This window comes from Bradyrhizobium sp. SSBR45G, assembly GCF_030159255.1.
Taxonomy (GTDB): domain Bacteria; phylum Pseudomonadota; class Alphaproteobacteria; order Rhizobiales; family Xanthobacteraceae; genus Bradyrhizobium.
In genome coordinates, this window is the sequence record NZ_BSCT01000017.1 from 126,485 (window position 1) to 145,712 (window position 19,228).

A 19,228-nucleotide genomic window follows, 5' to 3' on the forward strand; every position below is an offset into this window, starting at 1 on the left:
CTTACTTGGCCGCGCAGTCCTTGGAATAGCGGTCGCCGTAGTTCTCGAACACCTTCTGCACGATCTCGGTCTGGAACTTGCCGTCCGGCCGCTTGGCCACCTTGGTCAGATAGAAGTCCTGGATCGGATAGCCGTTGGTGTTGAACTTGAAGTTGCCGCGCAGCGAGGCGAAATCGGCCTTCTTCAGCGCTGCGGCCACCTTGTCCTTGTCCGAGAGGTCGCCGCCGACCGCCTTGACGGCGCTGTCGATCAGCAGCGCGGCGTCATAGGCCTGCATCGCATAGGTGCCGGGCACGGTGTTGTAGGCGGCTTCATAGCCGGCGACGAACTTCTTGCTCTGCGCATTGTCGAAATTGGGCGCCCAGTTGGCGCCGCCGAACATGCCGACCGCCGCGTCCTGCTGCGCCGGCAGGGTGGATTCGTCGACCGTGAAGGCGGAGAGCACCGGGACGCTGTCGGCGAGGCCCGCCTGCTTGAACTGCTTGACGAGGTTCACGCCCATGCCGCCGGGCATGAAGGTGAACACAGCGTCCGGCTTCTGCGAGGAGATCTTGGACAGCTCGGGCTGGAAGTCGAGCGTGTTGAGCGGAACGTAGGATTCCTCGACGATCTCGCCCTTGTAGTCGATCTTGAAGCCGGCGACGGAATCGCGTCCGGCCTGATAGTTCGGCACCAGCAGGTACATCTTCTTGTAGCCGCGGTCCTGCGCGACCTTGCCGAGAACCGCGTGCACCTGATCGTTCTGGTACGATGTCACATAGAAATACGGGCTGCACTCCTTGCCGGCATAGCTGGACGGACCGGCATTCGGGCTGATCAGGAACGTCTTGTTCTCGGTGATCGGGCGGTGGATCGCCTGCAGCATGTTGGAGAAGATCGGGCCGACGACGAAGTCGACCTTGTCGCGCTCGAGCAGGCCCTTGGCCTTGGTGATCGCAGCGTCGGGCTTCAGCTCGTCGTCGGCGACGACCACCTCGACCTCCTTGCCGCCCATCTTGCCGCCGAGGTCCTTGATCGCGAGATTGAAGCCGTCACGGACCTGCCCGCCGAGCGCGGCCGCCGGTCCGGACAGGGTGACGATGACGCCGATCTTGATCTTGTCGGCGGCCAGCGCCGGCTGGGCGAACAGGCTCGCGGCAATGCCAAGACCTGCACCAAGGCCAGCGCCAAGACCGGCCAGCTTCGAACTCACTTTCATGACAACTCCCCCGGGATGCGGAAATACAGGTTTATGTTTTTTGCACCTGATCAGATGCGCGATCAGGCCGCAGCTTGGTCTCAAGCCTAGTCTGATGACGCCCTCAGCCGCAAGCGAGCTGCTGGCGGAAAGGGCGGTTTCGGCGTGCATGCAAGCGTCGCGCCAATTGCTTGAAGGTTAAAGGAATTGCCGCCGTTCGTCTTCCGCCGCGATGACGGTACGTTTTTCCTTGCTCCCGGAAGGTCCAGAAGGTCAAACTCATGAGCCTCGCCTGACGAGGCTGAATGTGCCCAAGTGATTCCGTCATGACGCTGGATTCCGAGACCAAGGCCGTCGAACTGCCCGAGGACCATGCCGAGGAGTTGCGGCTGTGGCTGCGCCTTCTCACGTGCACGACGCTGATCGAGGGCGAGATCCGCGGCCGGCTGCGCGAGCGCTTCGACGTGACCCTGCCGCGTTTCGACCTGATGGCGCAGCTCGACAAGGCGCCGGACGGCATGACGTTGTCCGATGTCTCCAAGCGCATGATGGTGTCGAACGGCAACGTCACCGGCCTGGTCGAGCGCCTGGTCGAATCCGGCCATCTGGATCGCCGCACCTCGGATACCGATCGCCGCGTCCAGGTGATCCGCCTGACCAAGCTTGGCCGCGCCGAATTCCGCAAGATGGCCGCTGAGCACGAGACCTGGATTGCGGACATTTTCGGCGAGCTCACCGAAAAAGAAGTGCGCGAGCTGATGCGGCTGCTCGCCAAGACCAAGGGATCGGCACAGAACGCCGTGAAGCGCCGGCAGGAGTGATCCGGGCCTGACAGGTCGCCGCAGGCCGCGCCGCCGCGCGCGGCAAACGCTCAAACAATTTGCGGGCAGTGCACAATCTTCGGCTCTTGCGTCCAGATGTTTTAAGTCTAAAATGTTTAGGACTGAAACGTGCCGGGCGTCTTTCCTTTCAGACAGGAGCGTGTGATGGCCACTGCCGCCAGTGTTCAGATCCACGACAAGGCTCAACTTCCGGATGGCGCGAACGCGCACAGCGCCCATGTCGATACGTTCGCGCAGGATCATCTGCCGCCGCGCGAGCTGTGGCCCGATTTCGTATTCAGCCGGCCCGAATTCCAGTATCCGCCGCGGCTGAACTGCGTGACGCAGTTCCTGGATCGCTGGGTGGAGGAGGGGCGGGGCGATGCGCCCTGCATCATCAGCACCGAGGTGAGCTACACGTATGGTGAGCTGCAGGTGCTGGTGAACAGGATCGCAAACGTCCTGGTCGGCAAGCTCGGCCTCGTGCCCGGCGGCCGCGTGCTGCTGCGCTCCGCCAACAATCCGATGATGGTCGCGACCTACCTCGCGGCGATCAAGGCGGGCGGCATCGTGGTGGCGACCATGCCGCTGCTGCGCGCCAAGGAGCTGTCCTATCCGATCCAGAAGGCGCAGATCGCGCTGGCGTTGTGCGACGGCAAGCTCGCCGACGAGATGGAAAAGACCCGCGCAGTCGCGCCGGCGCTGAAGCAGGTCGTGTATTGGGGCAACGGTCAGCCCGACGCGCTGGAGGCGCTGATTGCGGACGCGAGCCCCGACTTCACTGCGGTCGATACCGCCTCCGACGATCTCTGCCTGATCGCGTTCACCTCGGGCACGACCGGCGACCCGAAGGGCACTATGCATTTCCACCGCGACATGCTTGCGGTGTGCGACGGCTATGCCCGCAACGTGCTGCGCGCCAGCCAGAGCGACCGATTCATCGGCACGGCGCCGCTCGCCTTCACCTTCGGCTTCGGCGGCGTGCTGTTCCCGATGCATATCGGCGCGTCCTACGTCGTGCTGGAAAAGACGTCGCCGGACGATCTGCTCGGTGCCATCGAGCGCACCAAGGCGACGATCTGCTTCACCGCGCCGACCGCGTACCGCGCGATGCTGAGCAAGCTTGGTGGACGCGACATCTCCTCGCTGCGCAAATGCGTCTCGGCCGGCGAGACCCTGCCGAAGCCGACCTTCGATGCCTGGCTGAAGGCGACCGGGCTGAAGCTGATGGATGGCATCGGCTCGACCGAGATGCTGCATATCTTCATCAGCGCCGTCGAGGACGAGATTCGTCCGGGCGCCACCGGCAAACCGGTGCCGGGCTATGAGGCCAAGATAGTCGACGATGAGGGGCGTGACGTGCCGCCGGGCACGATGGGGCGGCTCGCGGTGCGTGGACCGACCGGCTGCCGCTATCTCGCCGACGAGCGCCAGCGCAAATATGTCCAGAACGGCTGGAACGTCACCGGCGACACCTATGTGATGGATGAGGACGGCTACTTCTGGTACCAGTCCCGCTCCGACGACATGATCGTGTCGTCGGGCTACAACATCGCCGGCACTGACGTCGAGGCCGCGCTGTTGACGCATCCCGCGGTCGCCGAATGCGGCGTCGTCGGTGCGCCGGACGATGCGCGCGGCATGGTCGTGAAGGCCTATGTCGTGCTGGCGCCGGGCGTGGAAGGCGCCCCGGCGCTCGTGGCGGAGCTTCAGGAGCATGTCAAACGCGAGATCGCGCCGTACAAATATCCGCGCGCGATCGAGTTCGTGACGCAGCTGCCCAAGACCGAGACCGGCAAGCTGAAGCGCTTTGCCTTGCGGCAGATCGCGCAAGCGGCCGCCGCGTCCGCGTCGGGCACGGCCGCGTAGCAGAGACAGGGAGAGACGTTCGTGAGCACGACCAAAGCGCCCACGCTGGCCGTGGTGAAGCCGGATGAGGCAGGCCTGCGCGTGCTGCAGCCGAGCGGCTGGCCGATGCCGAAGGGCTATGCCAACGGCATCAGCGCCGAGGGCCGCATCGTCGTTACCGGCGGCGTGATCGGCTGGGATGAGAACGAGAAGCTCGCCGACGGCTTCGTCGCGCAGGTCCGGCAGGCGCTGGCCAACATCGCCGCGATCCTGGCCGAGGGCCAGGCGCGGCCGGAGCATCTGGTGCGGCTGACCTGGTACGTCGTCGACATGGACGAGTATCTCGGAAACCTGAAGGATCTCGGCAGGATCTATCGCGAGATCTTCGGCAGCCACTATCCGGCCATGGCGCTGGTGCAGGTTGTCAGGCTGGTCGAGAAGGCGGCACGGGTGGAAATCGAGGCCACGGCGGTGGTGCCGCGCTGAGGGCCACGCCGGCACGGAGGTTGCGAGATCATGTCCCGGTTCAGGAACCAGACCCGCCTCCGCGCTTTCTCCTCGATGGCACGCTTGATCTTCAGTGACTCCCGTGAGCCGGCCGCCGCCGAGGCCTATGACATTGCGCTCGATTTTCTCTGGCGCACTGGCGCCGTGCGCAATGAGGTCGAGACCTACAAGTTCCTCGCGGCTGAGATTTCCCGCATGGTCGATCGCGGTCAGAGCAGCCGCCTCTGGATGGCCAATCTCGCCATCGCGGCCCATCAGCGCCGCTTCGTCGATGCGGTCGCGCCGTCCGGCATGGCCTGATCGTTTCAGGTGACGGCAGGCACGGTCGCCACGCGGCGCGCGTCCCGGCATGCGACTTCTCCTCGGAACGCTTGTCTACACCTGATCTCGATGGCGTCGGCGCGTGCGACCGCGCCATCTCGCGGCGCAGATGCGTCCGAGCTTTGCCGGTCGATCACCCTCTCGACATCGAGGGCGCAGGGAAGGCCGGGTGTCCACCACACCCGCGGCCCCCGTGCGTGAGAAAGTGCACGGGGCAGGAACCACAGGTGGGCCGAACATTCCGGCCTCCCCTGCGCGATGTGTTGACGGCTTATACGTGGTCTCCCTGGTGCGCCGGGCTTGTTGGCCACCATCGGTCGGAGCATTCGTCTCTCTCGACCTTGATACCAGCGTCGGGGTATCAGGACATCACGACTTCACCGTACGCCACCGCACCACTCGTCCGCGCAAGATGCGCATGATGCAGCGTCGTCCATCGCAGCCTGCCCCACGTATCGTGACGACGCGTACGCCCCTCTTCGTTGGGGCAGGTTGAGCGCAAGCATCGTTGTGATTTGCCCGACGGCACAAGGCCCGAACGCTGCGACAAGTTAGCGCGACGGGCAGTCACACACGACATCACAGTTCGCAGGCATCTGGCTTCGATAGTCGAACAATTGTGGTCGTCTGATGCGCCTGCTGCCGAACGACGGACTCGGGATCGCCATGTCACAGCCACCAACCTGTTCGAGCGTGGCGGCGCAATGGCAAGCGAGAGCAGGGGGCTGAATTGGACTGGAAACTCTTCGTGACGACGGCGCTGGCTGCCGCCATCGGGGCCGCGGTCGGTGCCTTGGCGCTAGCGACCGCTGGAGGCGGCGGCATCGAGCATCAGGCCGACGCCAAGATGCTGGAGATCGGCATCGCCATCTTGCGCGAGCCCGCGCGGGTGGACGACGATCCGATGCGGTCCTGGGCGGTCAAGGTGGTGGAGAAGAAGTCGGGCGTGACGTTTACAGATCAGCAGCGCGCGGCGTTGTTGAAGCGAGCTGCGGGGGCGAGATAGCGTAGTTCTTGGCGCGGAGACGCTGCGAAATTGCAGTGTGTAGGGTGGGCAAAGGCGCGCCCGCTCAGTCATGATGTCCTGCGCTGTCTGAGCGCGCCGTGCCCACCGTTCACGGGGACGGACAGTTGGTGGGCACGCCATCGTGCGGCTTGCGCCGCGCGATGGCTTTGCCCACCCTACGGACTGTGACCACGTCATTGCGAGGAGCGCGGCGGCGAAGCAATCCAAAGTCTTGTCTTCATCCCTGGATTGCTTCGCTGCGCTCGCAATGACGCGGTGAGAGCGGGGGCTACTGATACGCCGACACGATGTCGCTGACCGCGCGCTCCAGCTGCTGGGCTGTCGCGCAGGGGCGCGCGACGTTGCAGAAGGTCTGGTAGCGCGGCATCTCGGAATCGCCCCAGCCCCAGGTCATGCGCCCTTCCGGATTGAGCCAGACCACGCGCTTGGCGCGCTCGGAGATCGCCTTCAGGATGTCGGCTCGCGGATCGAGCTTGTTGCTGCGCGCATCGCCGAGCACGATCACCGTGGTCTGCGGCGTCACCGCGGCCATGAACTGTTTCTCGAAATCGACCAGCGACGAGCCGTAGTCGGACGAGCCGAAGCCGACCTTGTCCATGATCTCGGCCATCGCCTCCTCGGCCGATTTCTGCTCCAGGATCTCGCTGACCTCGATCAGATGGCCGGAGAAGGCGAATGAGCGCACGTCGCTGACGACGTCGTGCAGGCTGTGGATCAAGAGCAGGAAGAAATCGGAGACGCGGGCGACCGAGCCGGAGACGTCGCACAGCGCGACAATCCTTGGGCGGTCGCGGTGCCGGCGCTTCCAGGCGGTGAGGAAGGGCACGCTGCCCCAGGCGGCGTTGCGGCGGAGCGTGCGGCGGACGTCGAGATGGCCGCGGCGCTGGCGCTTGCGCGGCTTGCTGTAGCGCTCGCGCAGCCGGCGCGCGATCTGCCGGATCAGCGCCCGCATTTCCGCGACCTGGCGCGGCTCGATGCGCGACAGCTGCGCGTTGCGCAGGATCTCGTGGCGCAGATTCTCGGTTTCCTCGCGGCCGTACAGCGCAAGCGCCTGCGCGACGGCATCGCGCACCGTGTCGCGCAGGCCGTCGAGCCCGGCCTGCAGCCGCTCGGCCTGCGCCGGATTGCTGTCGGCCAGCGCGTCCAGATCGTCGCGCAGCCGCTGGATGCCCATCGCCTCCAGCATGCGGCTGGAGAACAGGCCGCGCTGGGTGAAGTAGCGGATCTCGGACAGGCCGACGGCGCTGGAGGCGTTGGCGATCGCAGCCGAGATGTCGGCCGTGTTCTGCGCCAGCAGCATCTGGGCGAGGGGGCCCAGTTCGGCATTCGTCTGCTCGCCGGCGTTCTGCGCCGTTTGCGGCGCGCCCTCGGTCGCATTCTGAGCCGCGTCCTGCTGCGCCTCGTCGTGGGCCTCCGATTGCGTTGGATCGACATGGGCAAAGAACAGGTCGAAACAGGCGCCGAGCGCCTTCTTCTCGTCCTCGCTCTTCGCCAGGGTCAGCAGCAGGCTGTCGCGCAGGACCGTACGATCGGCGAAGCCGACGCTGGCGACCGCGCGCATCGCGTCGATGCTCTCGGCCGGCGAGACGTGGACGCCGGCGCCGCGGGCGGCGCGAAAGAAGCGATGCAGGTTCTCCTGCATGGCGCCTTACCCGAAAATGTTCTGGCGCTGCGCCTTGGCGACGAAGGTCGTCACCTGCGGCAGCGCCACCTCGATGTCGGACTCGTATTTCAACAGCACGTTGAGCGTGTCCTTGACCACCTCATGGCCGAGCTCGGCGGCCTGCAACAGCACCAGCACGCGGGCCCAGTCGATGGTCTCGCTGACCGACGGCTGCTTCTTCAGGTCCAGTGTCCGGATGTCATGGATGAAGGCTATGAGCTGCCGCCGCAGGGTCTGCGAGATGCCGGGCACGCGGCTCTCGACGATGCGCTCCTCCAGCCGCTGCTCGGGGAAGCCGATGTGCAGATGCAGGCAGCGCCGCTTCAGCGCATCACCGAGATTGCGCTCGGAGTTGGAGGTCAGGATCACAGTCGGCGGCTTCGCCGCGGCGATGCTGCCGAGCTCGGGGATCGTGACCTGGAAGTCGGACAGGATTTCCAGCAGCAACGACTCGAATTCGGCGTCCGACTTGTCGATCTCGTCGATCAGCAGCACGCAGCCCTCCGGCTCCAGCAGGGCCTGCAAGAGCGGCCGCGGCTCGACGAATTCCTTGGAGAAGAACACGTCGCCGAAATCATGCAGCTGGCCGAGCGCGTCATGCAGGGTCTGCGCGCCGCCGAGCACCTCGCCCAGCTTGTCCTTCAGGATCTGGGTGTAGAGCAGCTGCTTGGCGTATTTCCACTCATACAGCGCCTTGGCCTCGTCCAGCCCCTCATAGCATTGCAGCCGGATCATCTTCAGGCCGCGCCAGGCGGCGATCGCCTTGGCCAGTTCGGTCTTGCCGACGCCCGCCGGACCCTCGACCAGGATCGGCTTGTCGATCGCCTGCGACAGATACACCGCGGTCGCGATCTGCCGGCTGGCGATATAGCCCTGCGCGGCAAGGCCGGCTTCGACGGCCTCGATGGCGGTGACGGCTGAGGAGGGGGCCTGCGGATCAGCCAACGATCGAACTCCGGTTGATTGCGGGATCCGAAGCGAGAGCGATCGGCGTTCCGGTCCCTGGTGTGGCCGTCAGGCGAAAACCCTGACATTTGCTGGCGTTGTGTTATGTCCTGGCTACGCGCCCGGCAAACCCTTGTCCAGTGCGTGCGCGGGTACCGGGCGGCATGGCTGCCTCTCGCCGGCGGATCAGCCAGGAAGACCCACCGACCACATTACGCCGAGCGGAATATGAACCGATCCATCCTGCATCTTCTCGTCCTCCTGGTGCTCGTGGTCGGAGGCGGCTGGATCATCGGCGCCTCCAACATGCCCGGCGCCTGGTATGGCTCGCTCAACAAGCCCTGGTTCACCCCGCCGGGCTGGCTGTTTCCGATCGCCTGGACGGTGCTCTACATCATGGTCGCGGTGGCCGGCTGGCGGACGTATGAGCGCGTGGTCAGCGGTGCCGTGATGCAGGTATGGTGGGGCCAGCTGGTGCTGAACTTCGCCTGGTCGCCGGTGTTCTTCACCGCGCATCTGATGTGGCCGGCCTTCGTGATCCTTGCCAGCATGTTCGTGTTGATCGTGACCTTCATCGTGATGCAATGGCGCGAGGACCGGATCGCGGCACTGCTGTTCGTGCCCTATGCGTTCTGGGTCGCGTTCGCGTCGGTGCTGAATTTTACGGTGAACGTGCTGAATTGAGATGAGCGACAACCGGCAGCCGACAAGCGTAGGGTGGGCAAAGGCGCAACGCGCCGTGCCCACCGGCGTTCGGATTCGGGGATCGATGGTGGGCACGCTTCGCTTTGCCCACCCTACGCGGCTGAGTCGGGGGCGGCGCTGATGGGGCGATCGAGCATGCTGCCGCCGCATCCTCCGCTGTCGTCCCTGCGAACGCAGGGACCCATACCGCGGACGGCCGATTGTCGGAAAAGACTCGGAGTCGCCTTTCGCGCTCAACAATCAGGGCCGGTGGTTATGGGTCCCGGCGTTCGCCGGGACGACGGCATAGGGCGGGGCTGGCAGCGGGGCAGCCTTACGCTGGATGGTCGGGTCGTCCACCCATGAACCTCAAGCAGCTCGAATATTTCGTGCAGGTCGCCGAGCTCGGCTCGTTCAGCAAGGCGGCAAGCGTGCTCGACGTGGCGCAGCCGGCGCTGTCGCGGCAGGTGCGAGCGCTGGAATCCGAATTGAAGCAGCAGCTGTTCGCGCGCAATGGCCGCGGCGTCGCGCTGACGGAAGCCGGCAAGCGGCTGCTCGATCACAGCGTCGGCGTGCTGCAGCTGGTGGCGCATGCGCGCGAGGATCTCGGCGCCAGCCGGGACGCGCCGGTCGGCCGCGTCACGATCGGCCTGCCGCCGAGCATCGCGCGGCAATTGACCTTGCCGCTGATCGACCGTTTCCGCAAGGAATATCCGGCGGCGCGGCTCGCCGTCGTCGAGGGCCTGTCGACGCATGTGGTGGAGTGGGTGACCACCGGCCGCATCGATGTCGGGATGGTCTACAATCCCGAAGCGGAGGCGGGGATCGAGATCACGCCGGTGCTGCAGGAGCCGCTTGCGCTGGTCAGCCACGCGCCGAAGGGCAAGCGCCGCGTCACCGCGCCGCTGCCGATGGCCGAGCTGTCGCGCTACCAGCTGATCATGCCCGAGCGGGTGCACGCGATGCGGCGCCTGCTGGAGACGCAGGCCGCGCTCGCCGGCATCAAGCTGGACATCGCCTGGGAGGTCTCGAGCGTGCCCTCGATCATCGATCTCGTCTGCGCCGGCTACGGCCATGCCGTGCTGACGCCGAGCGGCGTCGCCGCCTCCGGCCGCGCTGGCGAGCTCGCCATCCGCCCGCTGACCGAGCCGGCCCCGACCAGCGTGCTGTGCTTCGTCACCTCGGCCCACAAGCGGCCGACACCGCTGGCGCAGCACACCATGAAGCTGGCCACGGCGCTGATCCGGAAGCTGCCGCGGTAGCCACCTCGCGCCGCGCAACCGGTGCCACCCTCCCCCTCCAGGCAGGGCTGTCGCATTTGACCAATCTGAGTTTTTCGCGAAACCGTCTCCACATCGTCATGCCCGGGCTCCGTCCCGGGCATCCACGTCGTTCCCAGCATGCCGAGCGACGTGGATGGCCGGGACAAGCCCGGCCATGACGACGCGGAGAGAGACGAGCGCAAAACTGCGATCGTCAAATGCGATAGCCCTGCCCCCTCCAGGGGAGGGTGGAGCCCGTGGTTTCTACGTTATCCAAAGCCACAGCGCGGTTGTTGAGACCCATTCTAAAATCAGCATGGCTCATTCGACCTCTTATGCCGTTTCGGAATAGCTGATAGATACCGCCCGGCGCTGGCGCGGCTCGACGCTCTCGGTCACATAGCCGGTCAAGCCGCCGAGCTGCGGGGCCGATTGCGCGTGGACCGCGTGCCCTTGCGGATCTCGGTCAACGAGCCAGAACAGCGCGCCCCAAGGAAAGCAGAAGCGATGCCAACGACCGCCCGCGTCGACGTCCAGGCCTTTCTCGACGACCACAAGTTCTCCGCCTTCCAATGGCTGATCTTCGTGCTCGGCTTCGTCATCGTGCTGCTCGACGGCTTCGACACCGCGGCGATCGGCTTCATTGCGCCGTCGCTGCTGAAGGAGTGGGGGATCGAGAAATCGGCGCTGGGGCCGGTCTTGAGCGCGGCGCTGTTCGGCCTCGCCGGCGGCGCGCTGTTCGCAGGTCCCATTGCCGACCGTCTCGGCCGCAAGCTGGTGCTGGTCGGCTCTGTGCTGATCTTCGGCATCGCCTGCCTGGCCTCGGCCTTCGCGACCAACCTGACCGAGCTCACCGTGCTCCGTTGCGTGACCGGCATCGGCCTCGGCGCCGCCATGCCGAACGCCGTGACCCTGCTCAGCGAGTACTGCCCGGGCCGGCTGCGTGCCACCATGACCAATTTGATGTTCTGCGGCTTCCCGCTGGGCGCCGCCTGCGGCGGTTTCCTGGCCGCCTGGATGATCCCGCAATGGGGCTGGCGCAGCGTGCTGGTGCTCGGCGGCGTCACGCCGCTGGTGCTGACGGTCCTGCTGATCGTGATCCTGCCGGAGTCCGTGCACTATTTGCTGTCGCGCGGCGCGAGCGTCGAGCGTGTCCGCAAGGTGATGCGCCGGATCTCTGCCGCGGCCGCCGATGTCGGCCAGTTCGTGATGCTGGAGCCGGAGCATGCCGAGACCACGCGGCGCGTCAACGCCACCGGCATCGGCATGGTGCTGTCGCCGGTGCTGCGCGTGGGCACGCTGATGCTGTGGATCACCTATTTCATGGGGCTCGTGATCTTCTATTCGCTGATCAACTGGATGCCGGTGCTGTTCAAGGATGTCGGGCTCAACCCGCAGACCGCGACCCTGATCTCGGCGCTGTTCCCGCTCGGCGGCGTCGGCGCGGTGTTCTTCGGCCTGCTGATGGACCGCTTCAACGCCAACCGCATCGTCGCGGTCGGCTACGCCCTGACCGCGGTGACGATCTTCCTGATCGGCCAGGCGGTCGGCAACATCGGCTTCCTGGTGGTGATCGTGTTCGTCGCCGGCGTCGTGATGAACACGGCCCAGTCGTCGCTGCCGGCGCTGGCGGCGGCGTTCTATCCGACCCAGGGCCGGGCCACCGGCGTTGCCTGGATGATGGGCATCGGCCGCTTCGGCGGTATTGCCGGCTCCTTCCTGGTCGCCGAGCTGACCGCGCGCCACCTGACCTTCAGCGAGATTTTCACCGTGATCGCAGTTCCCGGCTTGATCGCGGCGCTCGCCCTTGTGGTAAAGCAGGCCGTGGGACCAACCGGCCGCGCCAGCGGCAAGGACGTCGGCACCGCCGTGGTGGCGCATTGAGCGGCTCGCAGCGGCCGGAACGAGAGCAATTTTCGAGGGAGAGACTGACGTGATCATCGACGTGCACGGCCATTACACGACGGCTCCGAAGGCGCTGGAAGAGTGGCGCAACCGGCAGATCGCGGGCATCAAGGATCCCTCCGCCGCGCCCAAGGTGAGCGAGCTCAAGATCAGCGACGACGAATTGCGCGAGAGCATCGAGAGCAACCAGCTCAAGAAGATGAAGGAGCGCGGCAGCGACCTCACGGTGTTCTCGCCGCGCGCCAGCTTCATGGCCCACCATATCGGCGATTTCCAGGTCTCCTCGACCTGGGCCGGCATCTGCAACGAGCTGTGCTACCGCGTCAGCCAGCTCTTCCCCGACTATTTCATCGGCGTCGCGATGCTGCCGCAGTCGCCGGGCGTGGACCCCAAGACCTGCATTCCCGAGTTGGAGAAGTGCATCAAGGAGTACGGCTTCGTCGGCATCAATCTGAACCCGGACCCGTCGGGCGGCCACTGGACCTCGCCGCCGCTGTCGGACCGGCATTGGTATCCGATCTACGAGAAGATGGTCGAGCTCGACATCCCCGCGATGATCCACGTCTCGACCAGCTGCAACGCCTGCTTCCACACCACGGGCGCGCATTACCTCAATGCCGACACCACGGCGTTCATGCAGTGCCTGACCTCGGACCTGTTCAAGGACTTCCCGACCCTGAAGTTCCTGATTCCGCATGGCGGCGGCGCGGTGCCGTATCATTGGGGCCGGTTCCGCGGCCTCGCGCAGGAACTGAAGAAGCCGCTGTTGAAGGATCATTTGCTCAACAACATCTTCTTCGATACCTGCGTGTATCACCAGCCGGGCATCGACCTGCTCACGGGCGTGATCCCGATCGACAACATCCTGTTCGCCAGCGAAATGATCGGTGCCGTCCGCGGCATCGATCCGGAGACGGGCTTCTACTACGACGACACCAAGCGCTACATCGAGGCCGCCAAGCTGACGCCCGAGCAGCGCCACCAGATCTACGAAGGCAACGCCCGGCGCGTGTTCCCGCGGCTCGACGCCGCGTTGAAGGCCAAGGGCAAGTGAACTAGGACCAGCGAGATGAGCACACCCATGAACAATCTCGGCATCGTCAAGAAGAGCATCACCCGCGCCGACAAGGCCGCGGTCGAGAAGCTGTCGAAGTTCGGCGTCGCCACCATCCACGAGGCGATGGGCCGCGTCGGGCTGATGCAGTGCTACATGCGTCCGATCTATCCGACGGCGAAGATGTGCGGCACCGCGGTCACCGTGCTGCTGCAGCCCGGCGACAACTGGATGCTGCATGTCGCGGCCGAGCAGATCCAGCCCGGCGACGTCGTCGTCGCCGCCTGCACGGTGGAGAACACCGACGGCTTCTTCGGCGATCTGCTGGCGACCAGCTTCCGCGCCCGCGGCGCCCAGGGGCTGGTCATCGACGGCGGCGTGCGTGACGTGACCGATCTGACGGAGATGCAGTTTCCGGTGTTCTCGCGCGCGATCTCGGCCCGCGGCACCGTCAAGGCCACGCTCGGCTCGGTCAACATCCCGATCGTCTGCGCTGGCGTGGCCGTGAACCCCGGCGACGTGATCGTCGCTGACGTCGACGGCATCGTCGTCGTGCCGGCCGCGGTCGCGCATCAGGCTGCTGACGCCGCCGCCGCGCGCGAGGCCAATGAGGCCGACAAGCGCGAGAAGTTGGCGTCGGGCGTTCTCGGCCTGGATATGTACAAGATGCGTGAGCCCTTGGCGAAGGCCGGGCTCAAGTACATCGACTGAGCGATGACCGCAGCATCCAACCAGTGGCATGTCGGGCTGATCGGCTACGGCGAAGTCGGCAAGATCCTCGCCGAGGATCTGCGCAAGGACGGCGTTCGCGTTTCGGCCTATGACGTCAAGCTGGCCGACTCTCGTGGGGATGCGATGCGTGGCCATGCTGACAGCATCGGCGTGAGGCTGGCGGCATCGCATGCCGAGCTGGCCGCGCAGGCCGACTTCATCGTCTCCGCGGTCACGGCGAGCCAGGATGTGGCCGTCGCCGAGGCCTGCGCTGCGGCGGTCAAGCCGGGCGCCTGGTTCCTCGACTTCAACTCGGCCTCGCCCGGCGCCAAGCAGCGCGCGGCCGCGCTGATCGACGGCGCCGGCGGCCGCTATGTCGAAGGCGCGGTCATGACCTCGGTGCCGCCCTATCGCATCAAGGTGCCGCTGCTGCTCGGCGGCGCCGGCGCGCGCGAACTGGCGCCGCTGCTCAACGATCTCGGCTTCGCGGCGAAGTTCGCCAGCGACAGGCTCGGCGTCGCCTCGGCGACCAAGATGTGCCGCAGCATCATGATCAAGGGCCTCGAGGCGATGGTGATCGAGAGCTTCACCACCGCGCGCGCCTATGGCGTCGAGGATGCCGTGCTGGCCTCGCTCAAGGAGACCTTCCCCGGCATCGACTGGGAGAAGCAGGGCGCCTATTTCTTCCAGCGCGTGATCGAGCATGGCCGCCGCCGCGCCGAGGAGGTCAGGGAGGTCGCCGAGACCGTGCGTGATATCGGGCTGACGCCGTGGTCGGCGCAGGGCACCGCCGAGCGCCAGACCTGGGTCGCCGACCTCGCCGATGACGGCCTGTTCGGCACGCGCGGAGACAAGGACTTCGCGCGCAGTCCGGACTGGCGCACCGAGGCCGATCGCATTCTCAACAAGATCAAGTCCAAGGAGTAGGGAACCTCATGGAGTTCCAGAAGACCCCCGGGTGGCTCGACTGGTACGACGGCCCGTCGAAGCCCCGCTTCAAGGTGCCGGCCGGATCCGTCGATGCGCATTGCCACGTGTTCGGCCCTGGCGCCGAATTCCCCTACGCGCCCGAGCGCAAATACACGCCCTGTGACGCGTCCAAGCAGCAGCTCTACGCGTTGCGCGATCATCTCGGCTTCGCCCGCAACGTCGTGGTGCAGGCGACCTGCCATGGCGCCGACAACCGCGCCATGGTCGATGCGCTCGTGCACTCGAACGGCAAGGCCCGCGGCGTCGCGACCGTCAAGCGCAGTGTCACGGACGCCGAGCTGCAGGCGATGCACGACGCCGGCGTGCGCGGCGTCCGCTTCAACTTCGTCAAGCGCCTGGTCGACTTCACGCCCAAGGACGAACTGATCGAGATTGCCAACCGCATCAACAAGCTCGGCTGGCACGTCGTGATCTACTTCGAAGCCGTTGATCTGCCTGAGTTGTGGGACTTCTTCACGTCCCTGCCGACCACGGTCGTCGTCGATCACATGGGCCGTCCCGACGTCACAAAGCCGGTCGCCGGTCCGGAGTTCGAGCTGTTCGTGAAGTTCATGCGCGAGCACAACAACGTCTGGTCCAAGGTGAGCTGCCCGGAGCGGCTGTCGGTCGCCGGCCCGCGGGCCTTGAACGGCGAGCAGAACGCCTATCGCGACGTGGTGCCGTTCGCCAGGCGTATCGTCGAGACCTTCCCGGATCGCGTGCTGTGGGGCACTGACTGGCCGCATCCGAACCTGAAGGACCACATGCCCGACGACGGGCTGCTGGTCGATTTCATTCCGCATATCGCCGTCACCGCGGAGCTGCAGCAAAAGCTCCTGGTCGACAACCCGATGCGGCTTTACTGGCCCGACGAATCCTAAGAGGAGGGAAGCGATGTCGCTCGACAAACCCTATACCGACGTTCCCGGCACGACCATCTTCGACGCGGACATGTCGCGGATGGGCTATCACCTCAACCAGTTCTGCATGTCGCTGATGAAGGCCGAGAACCGTGCCCGCTTCAAGGCCAATGAGCGCGCCTATCTCGACGAATGGCCGATGACGGAGGAGCAGAAGCAAGCGGTGCTCGACCGCGACCTCAATCGCTGCATTTCGCTCGGCGGCAACATCTACTTCCTCGCCAAGATCGGCGCGACCGACGGCAAGAGTTTTCAGCAGATGGCCGGCAGCATGACCGGCATGACCGAAGAGCAATACCGCGACATGATGGTGAAGGGCGGCCGCTCGGTCGAGGGCAACCGCTACACCGGGGAGAAGAAGTAAATGGCAAGAATCTCCGCAAGCGTTTTCACCTCGCACGTCCCGGCGATCGGCGCCGCCCTCGACCTTGGCAAGACCGGCGAGGACTATTGGAAGCCGGTGTTCGCCGGCTACGACTTTGCCAAGCAGTGGGAAAAGGAGCAGAAGCCGGACGTCGTGTTCCTGGTCTTCAACGACCATGCGACCGCCTTCAGCCTGGACATGATTCCCACCTTCGCGATCGGCACCGCGGCCGAGTATCAGCCCGCCGACGAGGGCTGGGGCCCGCGCCCGGTGCCCAAGGTGATCGGCCATCCGAAGCTCGCCGCGCACATCGCGCAGTCGGTGATCCAGGACGATTTCGATCTCACGATCGTCAACAAGATGGACGTCGATCACGGCCTCACGGTGCCGCTCAGCCTGGTGTTCGGCCAGGTCGACGCCTGGCCGTGCCCGGTGATCCCGTTCGCCGTCAACGTCGTGCAATATCCGGTGCCGTCGGGCCGCCGCTGCTTCATGCTCGGCAAGGCGATCCGCAAGGCGATCGAGAGCTATGACGAGCCGCTCAACGTGCAGATCTGGGGCACCGGCGGCATGAGCCACCAGCTGCAGGGTCCGCGCGCCGGCCTGATCAACCGCGAATGGGACAATGCGTTCCTGGACAAGCTGATCAATGATCCGGAAGGCCTGTCCAAGGTGCCGCATATCGACTACGTGCGCGAGGCCGGCAGCGAGGGCATCGAGCTCGTGATGTGGCTGATCGCGCGCGGCGCGATGAGCGACGTGAACGAGACCAAGAAGGGCAACGCGCCAACCGTGCGCCATCGCTTCTACCATGTGCCGGCGAGCAACACCGCCGTCGGCCATGTGATCCTGGAGAACAACTGACATGGCCAAGACCATCAAGGTCGCGCTCGCCGGCGCCGGCGCCTTCGGCATCAAGCATCTCGACGGCATCAAGAACATTGCCGATGTCGAGGTGGTGTCGCTGGTCGGCCGCCGCTTCGACCAGACCAAGGAAGTCGCCGACAAATACGGCATCAAGCACGTCTCGACCGAGCTCGCCGACAGCCTCAAGCTGCCGGAGGTCGACGCCGTCATTCTCTGTACGCCGACGCAGATGCATGCGGCGCAGGCGATCGACTGCCTCAAGGCCGGCAAGCATGTCCAGGTCGAGATCCCACTCGCGGATTCGCTGAAGGACGCGCAAGCCGTCGTCGAGCTGCAGAAGGAGACCGGGCTGGTGGCGATGTGCGGCCACACCCGGCGCTTCAACCCCAGCCATCAGTTCGTGCACAAGAAGATCAAGGCCGGCGAATTCCACATCCAGCAGATGGACGTGCAGACCTATTTCTTCCGCCGCACCAACATGAATGCGCTGGGCCAGCCGCGCAGCTGGACCGACCATCTGTTGTGGCACCACGCCGCGCACACCGTCGACCTGTTCGCCTATCAGGCGGGCTCGCCGATCGTGAAGGCCAATGCGGTGCAGGGACCGATCCATCCCAACCTCGGCATCGCGATGGACATGTCGATCCAGCTCAAGGCCGCCAATGGCGCGATCTGCACCTTGTCGCTGTCGTTCAATAATGACGGCCCGCTCGGCACCTTCTTCCGCTACATCGGCGACACCGGCACCTACATCGCCCGCTACGACGATCTGGTGAACGGCAAGGAGGAGAAGATCGACGTCTCCAAGGTCGATGTCTCGATGAACGGCATCGAGCTGCAGGACCGCGAATTCTTCGCCGCGATCCACGAGGGCCGCGAGCCCAACGCCTCCGTGGCCCAGGTACTGCCCTGCTACCAGGTGCTGCACGATCTCGACGAGCAGCTCGCCAAGGGCTGACGCTTTTCCTCCTCGCGCGTGGTGCGCGCGGGGAGGGTTTCTGCAGTGGGCGTTGAGCCTACGGCGCCTTGGCCGGCTTCAGCTTCGGCAGCGTCGCCACGATCTTCTGCTTGCCGTCGACGATCTCGGCCAGGAAGCTCTCACGGTCGATGTCGCCGTTCTGGTCCCAGCTCGCTTCCATCAGCATGCCCGGCGCCTTGTCCGGCGTCAGCGTCAGGCCCTTCATCGTGGTGCCGAAAGCATGGCCGTCGAACTTGCCGATCATCTCCGTCACGTATTTGACGAGATAGACCGCGGTATAGCCCTTGATGCCGTTGTGGTCGGGCCAGTAGTGGTAGCGCTCGTTGAACTTCTTTGCGAACGCCTGGATGGCAGGGACGGGCGCGTCGGCGCTCAGGCCGACATGGCCGCGCACGCCGTTGGCGGCGGGGCCCGCGAGCTCGACGACCTTCTGGCTGAGCAGCGTCGTCTCGCCGAACAACGGCACCGATAATCCCTGGCGCTTGGCCTCGATGAGGAAGCGCGCGCTTTCCTCTTCGTTGGTGTAGACGAAGATGGCGTCGGCCTTGACGTTCTTCAGCTTGATCACATCGGAGCCAAAATCGACCTGGCCCTGCTCGGTCGAAATGTCGGACACGATTTCGATGCCGCGGGCCTTCATCTCCTTGACGAAGCTGTCGCGGCCGCCTTTGCCGAAATCATTGTTGACCCAGACCACCGCGACCGACTTCACCTTCAGCTGGTCATGCAAATAGTTCGCGATCTTCGGCATGCTGAACTGCTGGCCGAACGCGGTGCGAAAGATCCAGGGATTGCCTTGCGTGGTGATGTCGGCCGCCTCGGCGCCGACGATCTGCGGCACCTCGGCCTGCTGGGTCAGCGCCATGTTGACCTTGACCGAGCCGGAATAGATCGGTCCCAGCACCACATAGGGCTCGCGGTCGAGCACCTTCTGGACCTGCGCCCGCGAGACGCCGGGATTGCTCTGGGTGTCCAAATGCTCGGTTGCGATCTTGCGGCCGAGAATGCCGCCGGCATTGTTGATTTCGTCGACGGCGAGCGCGACGCCGTCGCGCCAGTTCGTGCCCGACACGGCCCCCGGACCCGAAAGCTCTACGACGTCGGGAATGTAGACGGTGTTGTCTGCCTGGGCCAAGCCGGCCCACAGCGACATGGCGGCGGCCAAGCCGCTCAATCTTCCCAGATGCCTCATCACGTCCTCCCG

The 19,228-nt window shown here is 65.3% G+C and carries 19 protein-coding genes; 15 read left to right on the forward strand and 4 right to left on the reverse strand.

What is annotated here, in order from left to right; genetic code table 11:
- Window position 1: 1 nt before the first annotated feature.
- Window positions 2-1,198, reverse strand: coding sequence for an ABC transporter substrate-binding protein (locus QQL87_RS20155; RefSeq protein WP_284420405.1), 1,197 nt, complete (start codon window positions 1,196-1,198; stop codon window positions 2-4).
- 305 nt (window positions 1,199-1,503) lie between these two features.
- Between QQL87_RS20155 and QQL87_RS20160 the strand changes: the two genes are divergently transcribed.
- From QQL87_RS20160 to QQL87_RS20180, 5 genes are all read left to right on the forward strand, one after another.
- Window positions 1,504-1,998: a MarR family winged helix-turn-helix transcriptional regulator gene (locus QQL87_RS20160; protein ID WP_284420403.1), complete on the forward strand. Its 495-nt coding sequence runs from the start codon at window positions 1,504-1,506 to the stop codon at window positions 1,996-1,998.
- A 165-nt stretch (window positions 1,999-2,163) separates the two neighbouring features.
- On the forward strand, window positions 2,164-3,867 hold the full coding sequence (locus QQL87_RS20165; protein ID WP_284420401.1) for a benzoate-CoA ligase family protein: 1,704 nt from the start codon (window positions 2,164-2,166) through the stop codon (window positions 3,865-3,867).
- Window positions 3,868-3,888: 21 nt separating this feature from the next.
- Complete coding sequence (locus QQL87_RS20170; protein ID WP_284420400.1) at window positions 3,889-4,332, forward strand: RidA family protein; 444 nt, start codon at window positions 3,889-3,891, stop codon at window positions 4,330-4,332.
- A gap of 84 nt (window positions 4,333-4,416) precedes the next feature.
- Entirely contained in the window at window positions 4,417-4,653 is a 237-nt protein-coding gene (locus QQL87_RS20175) for a hypothetical protein (protein ID WP_284420399.1), read from the forward strand.
- Between the two features lie 751 nt (window positions 4,654-5,404).
- Window positions 5,405-5,680 (forward strand): hypothetical protein, encoded by a 276-nt coding sequence (locus tag QQL87_RS20180; RefSeq protein WP_284420398.1) that lies wholly within the window; start codon window positions 5,405-5,407, stop codon window positions 5,678-5,680.
- Window positions 5,681-5,969: 289 nt separating this feature from the next.
- On the opposite strand, the gene QQL87_RS20185 is transcribed toward QQL87_RS20180, so the two are convergent.
- Entirely contained in the window at window positions 5,970-7,343 is a 1,374-nt protein-coding gene (locus QQL87_RS20185) for a vWA domain-containing protein (RefSeq protein WP_284420397.1), read from the reverse strand.
- A gap of 6 nt (window positions 7,344-7,349) precedes the next feature.
- Complete coding sequence (locus tag QQL87_RS20190; protein ID WP_284420396.1) at window positions 7,350-8,309, reverse strand: AAA family ATPase; 960 nt, start codon at window positions 8,307-8,309, stop codon at window positions 7,350-7,352.
- A gap of 270 nt (window positions 8,310-8,579) precedes the next feature.
- Here QQL87_RS20190 and QQL87_RS20195 point away from each other — a divergent pair, with 270 nt between their 5' ends.
- The 10 genes from QQL87_RS20195 to QQL87_RS20240 all read left to right on the forward strand — a co-directional run bounded on the left by QQL87_RS20195 (window position 8,580) and on the right by QQL87_RS20240 (window position 18,003).
- Window positions 8,580-8,993 carry a TspO/MBR family protein gene (locus QQL87_RS20195; protein ID WP_284420508.1) on the forward strand — a complete coding sequence of 138 codons (414 nt, stop codon included), beginning with the start codon at window positions 8,580-8,582 and terminating at the stop codon, window positions 8,991-8,993.
- Between the two features lie 362 nt (window positions 8,994-9,355).
- Entirely contained in the window at window positions 9,356-10,255 is a 900-nt protein-coding gene (locus tag QQL87_RS20200) for a LysR family transcriptional regulator (RefSeq protein ID WP_284420395.1), read from the forward strand.
- A 507-nt stretch (window positions 10,256-10,762) separates the two neighbouring features.
- A complete protein-coding gene (locus QQL87_RS20205; RefSeq protein WP_284420394.1) occupies window positions 10,763-12,139 on the forward strand; it encodes an MFS transporter in 1,377 nt (458 codons plus the stop codon).
- Between the two features lie 49 nt (window positions 12,140-12,188).
- Window positions 12,189-13,214, forward strand: a complete 1,026-nt coding sequence (locus QQL87_RS20210) for an amidohydrolase family protein (protein ID WP_284420393.1) — start codon at window positions 12,189-12,191, stop codon at window positions 13,212-13,214.
- A 15-nt stretch (window positions 13,215-13,229) separates the two neighbouring features.
- Window positions 13,230-13,925, forward strand: coding sequence for a 4-carboxy-4-hydroxy-2-oxoadipate aldolase/oxaloacetate decarboxylase (gene ligK / locus QQL87_RS20215; protein ID WP_284420392.1), 696 nt, complete (start codon window positions 13,230-13,232; stop codon window positions 13,923-13,925).
- 3 nt (window positions 13,926-13,928) lie between these two features.
- Complete coding sequence (locus tag QQL87_RS20220) at window positions 13,929-14,852, forward strand: NAD(P)-dependent oxidoreductase (RefSeq protein WP_284420391.1); 924 nt, start codon at window positions 13,929-13,931, stop codon at window positions 14,850-14,852.
- 8 nt (window positions 14,853-14,860) lie between these two features.
- Window positions 14,861-15,775 (forward strand): amidohydrolase family protein, encoded by a 915-nt coding sequence (locus tag QQL87_RS20225; protein ID WP_284420390.1) that lies wholly within the window; start codon window positions 14,861-14,863, stop codon window positions 15,773-15,775.
- Window positions 15,776-15,788: 13 nt separating this feature from the next.
- A complete protein-coding gene (ligA, locus tag QQL87_RS20230) occupies window positions 15,789-16,178 on the forward strand; it encodes a protocatechuate 4,5-dioxygenase subunit alpha (protein WP_284420389.1) in 390 nt (129 codons plus the stop codon).
- Window positions 16,179-17,042 (forward strand): class III extradiol dioxygenase subunit beta, encoded by an 864-nt coding sequence (locus QQL87_RS20235; protein ID WP_284420388.1) that lies wholly within the window; start codon window positions 16,179-16,181, stop codon window positions 17,040-17,042.
- 1 nt (window position 17,043) lies between these two features.
- The gene (locus QQL87_RS20240; protein ID WP_284420387.1) at window positions 17,044-18,003 is read left to right on the forward strand and encodes a Gfo/Idh/MocA family oxidoreductase; all 960 of its coding nucleotides are present in this window, start codon (window positions 17,044-17,046) and stop codon (window positions 18,001-18,003) included.
- Between the two features lie 58 nt (window positions 18,004-18,061).
- Here the strand turns inward: QQL87_RS20240 and QQL87_RS20245 are convergent, their stop codons facing one another.
- Window positions 18,062-19,216 carry an ABC transporter substrate-binding protein gene (locus QQL87_RS20245; RefSeq protein WP_284420386.1) on the reverse strand — a complete coding sequence of 385 codons (1,155 nt, stop codon included), beginning with the start codon at window positions 19,214-19,216 and terminating at the stop codon, window positions 18,062-18,064.
- Between the last annotated feature and the right edge of the window lie 12 nt (window positions 19,217-19,228).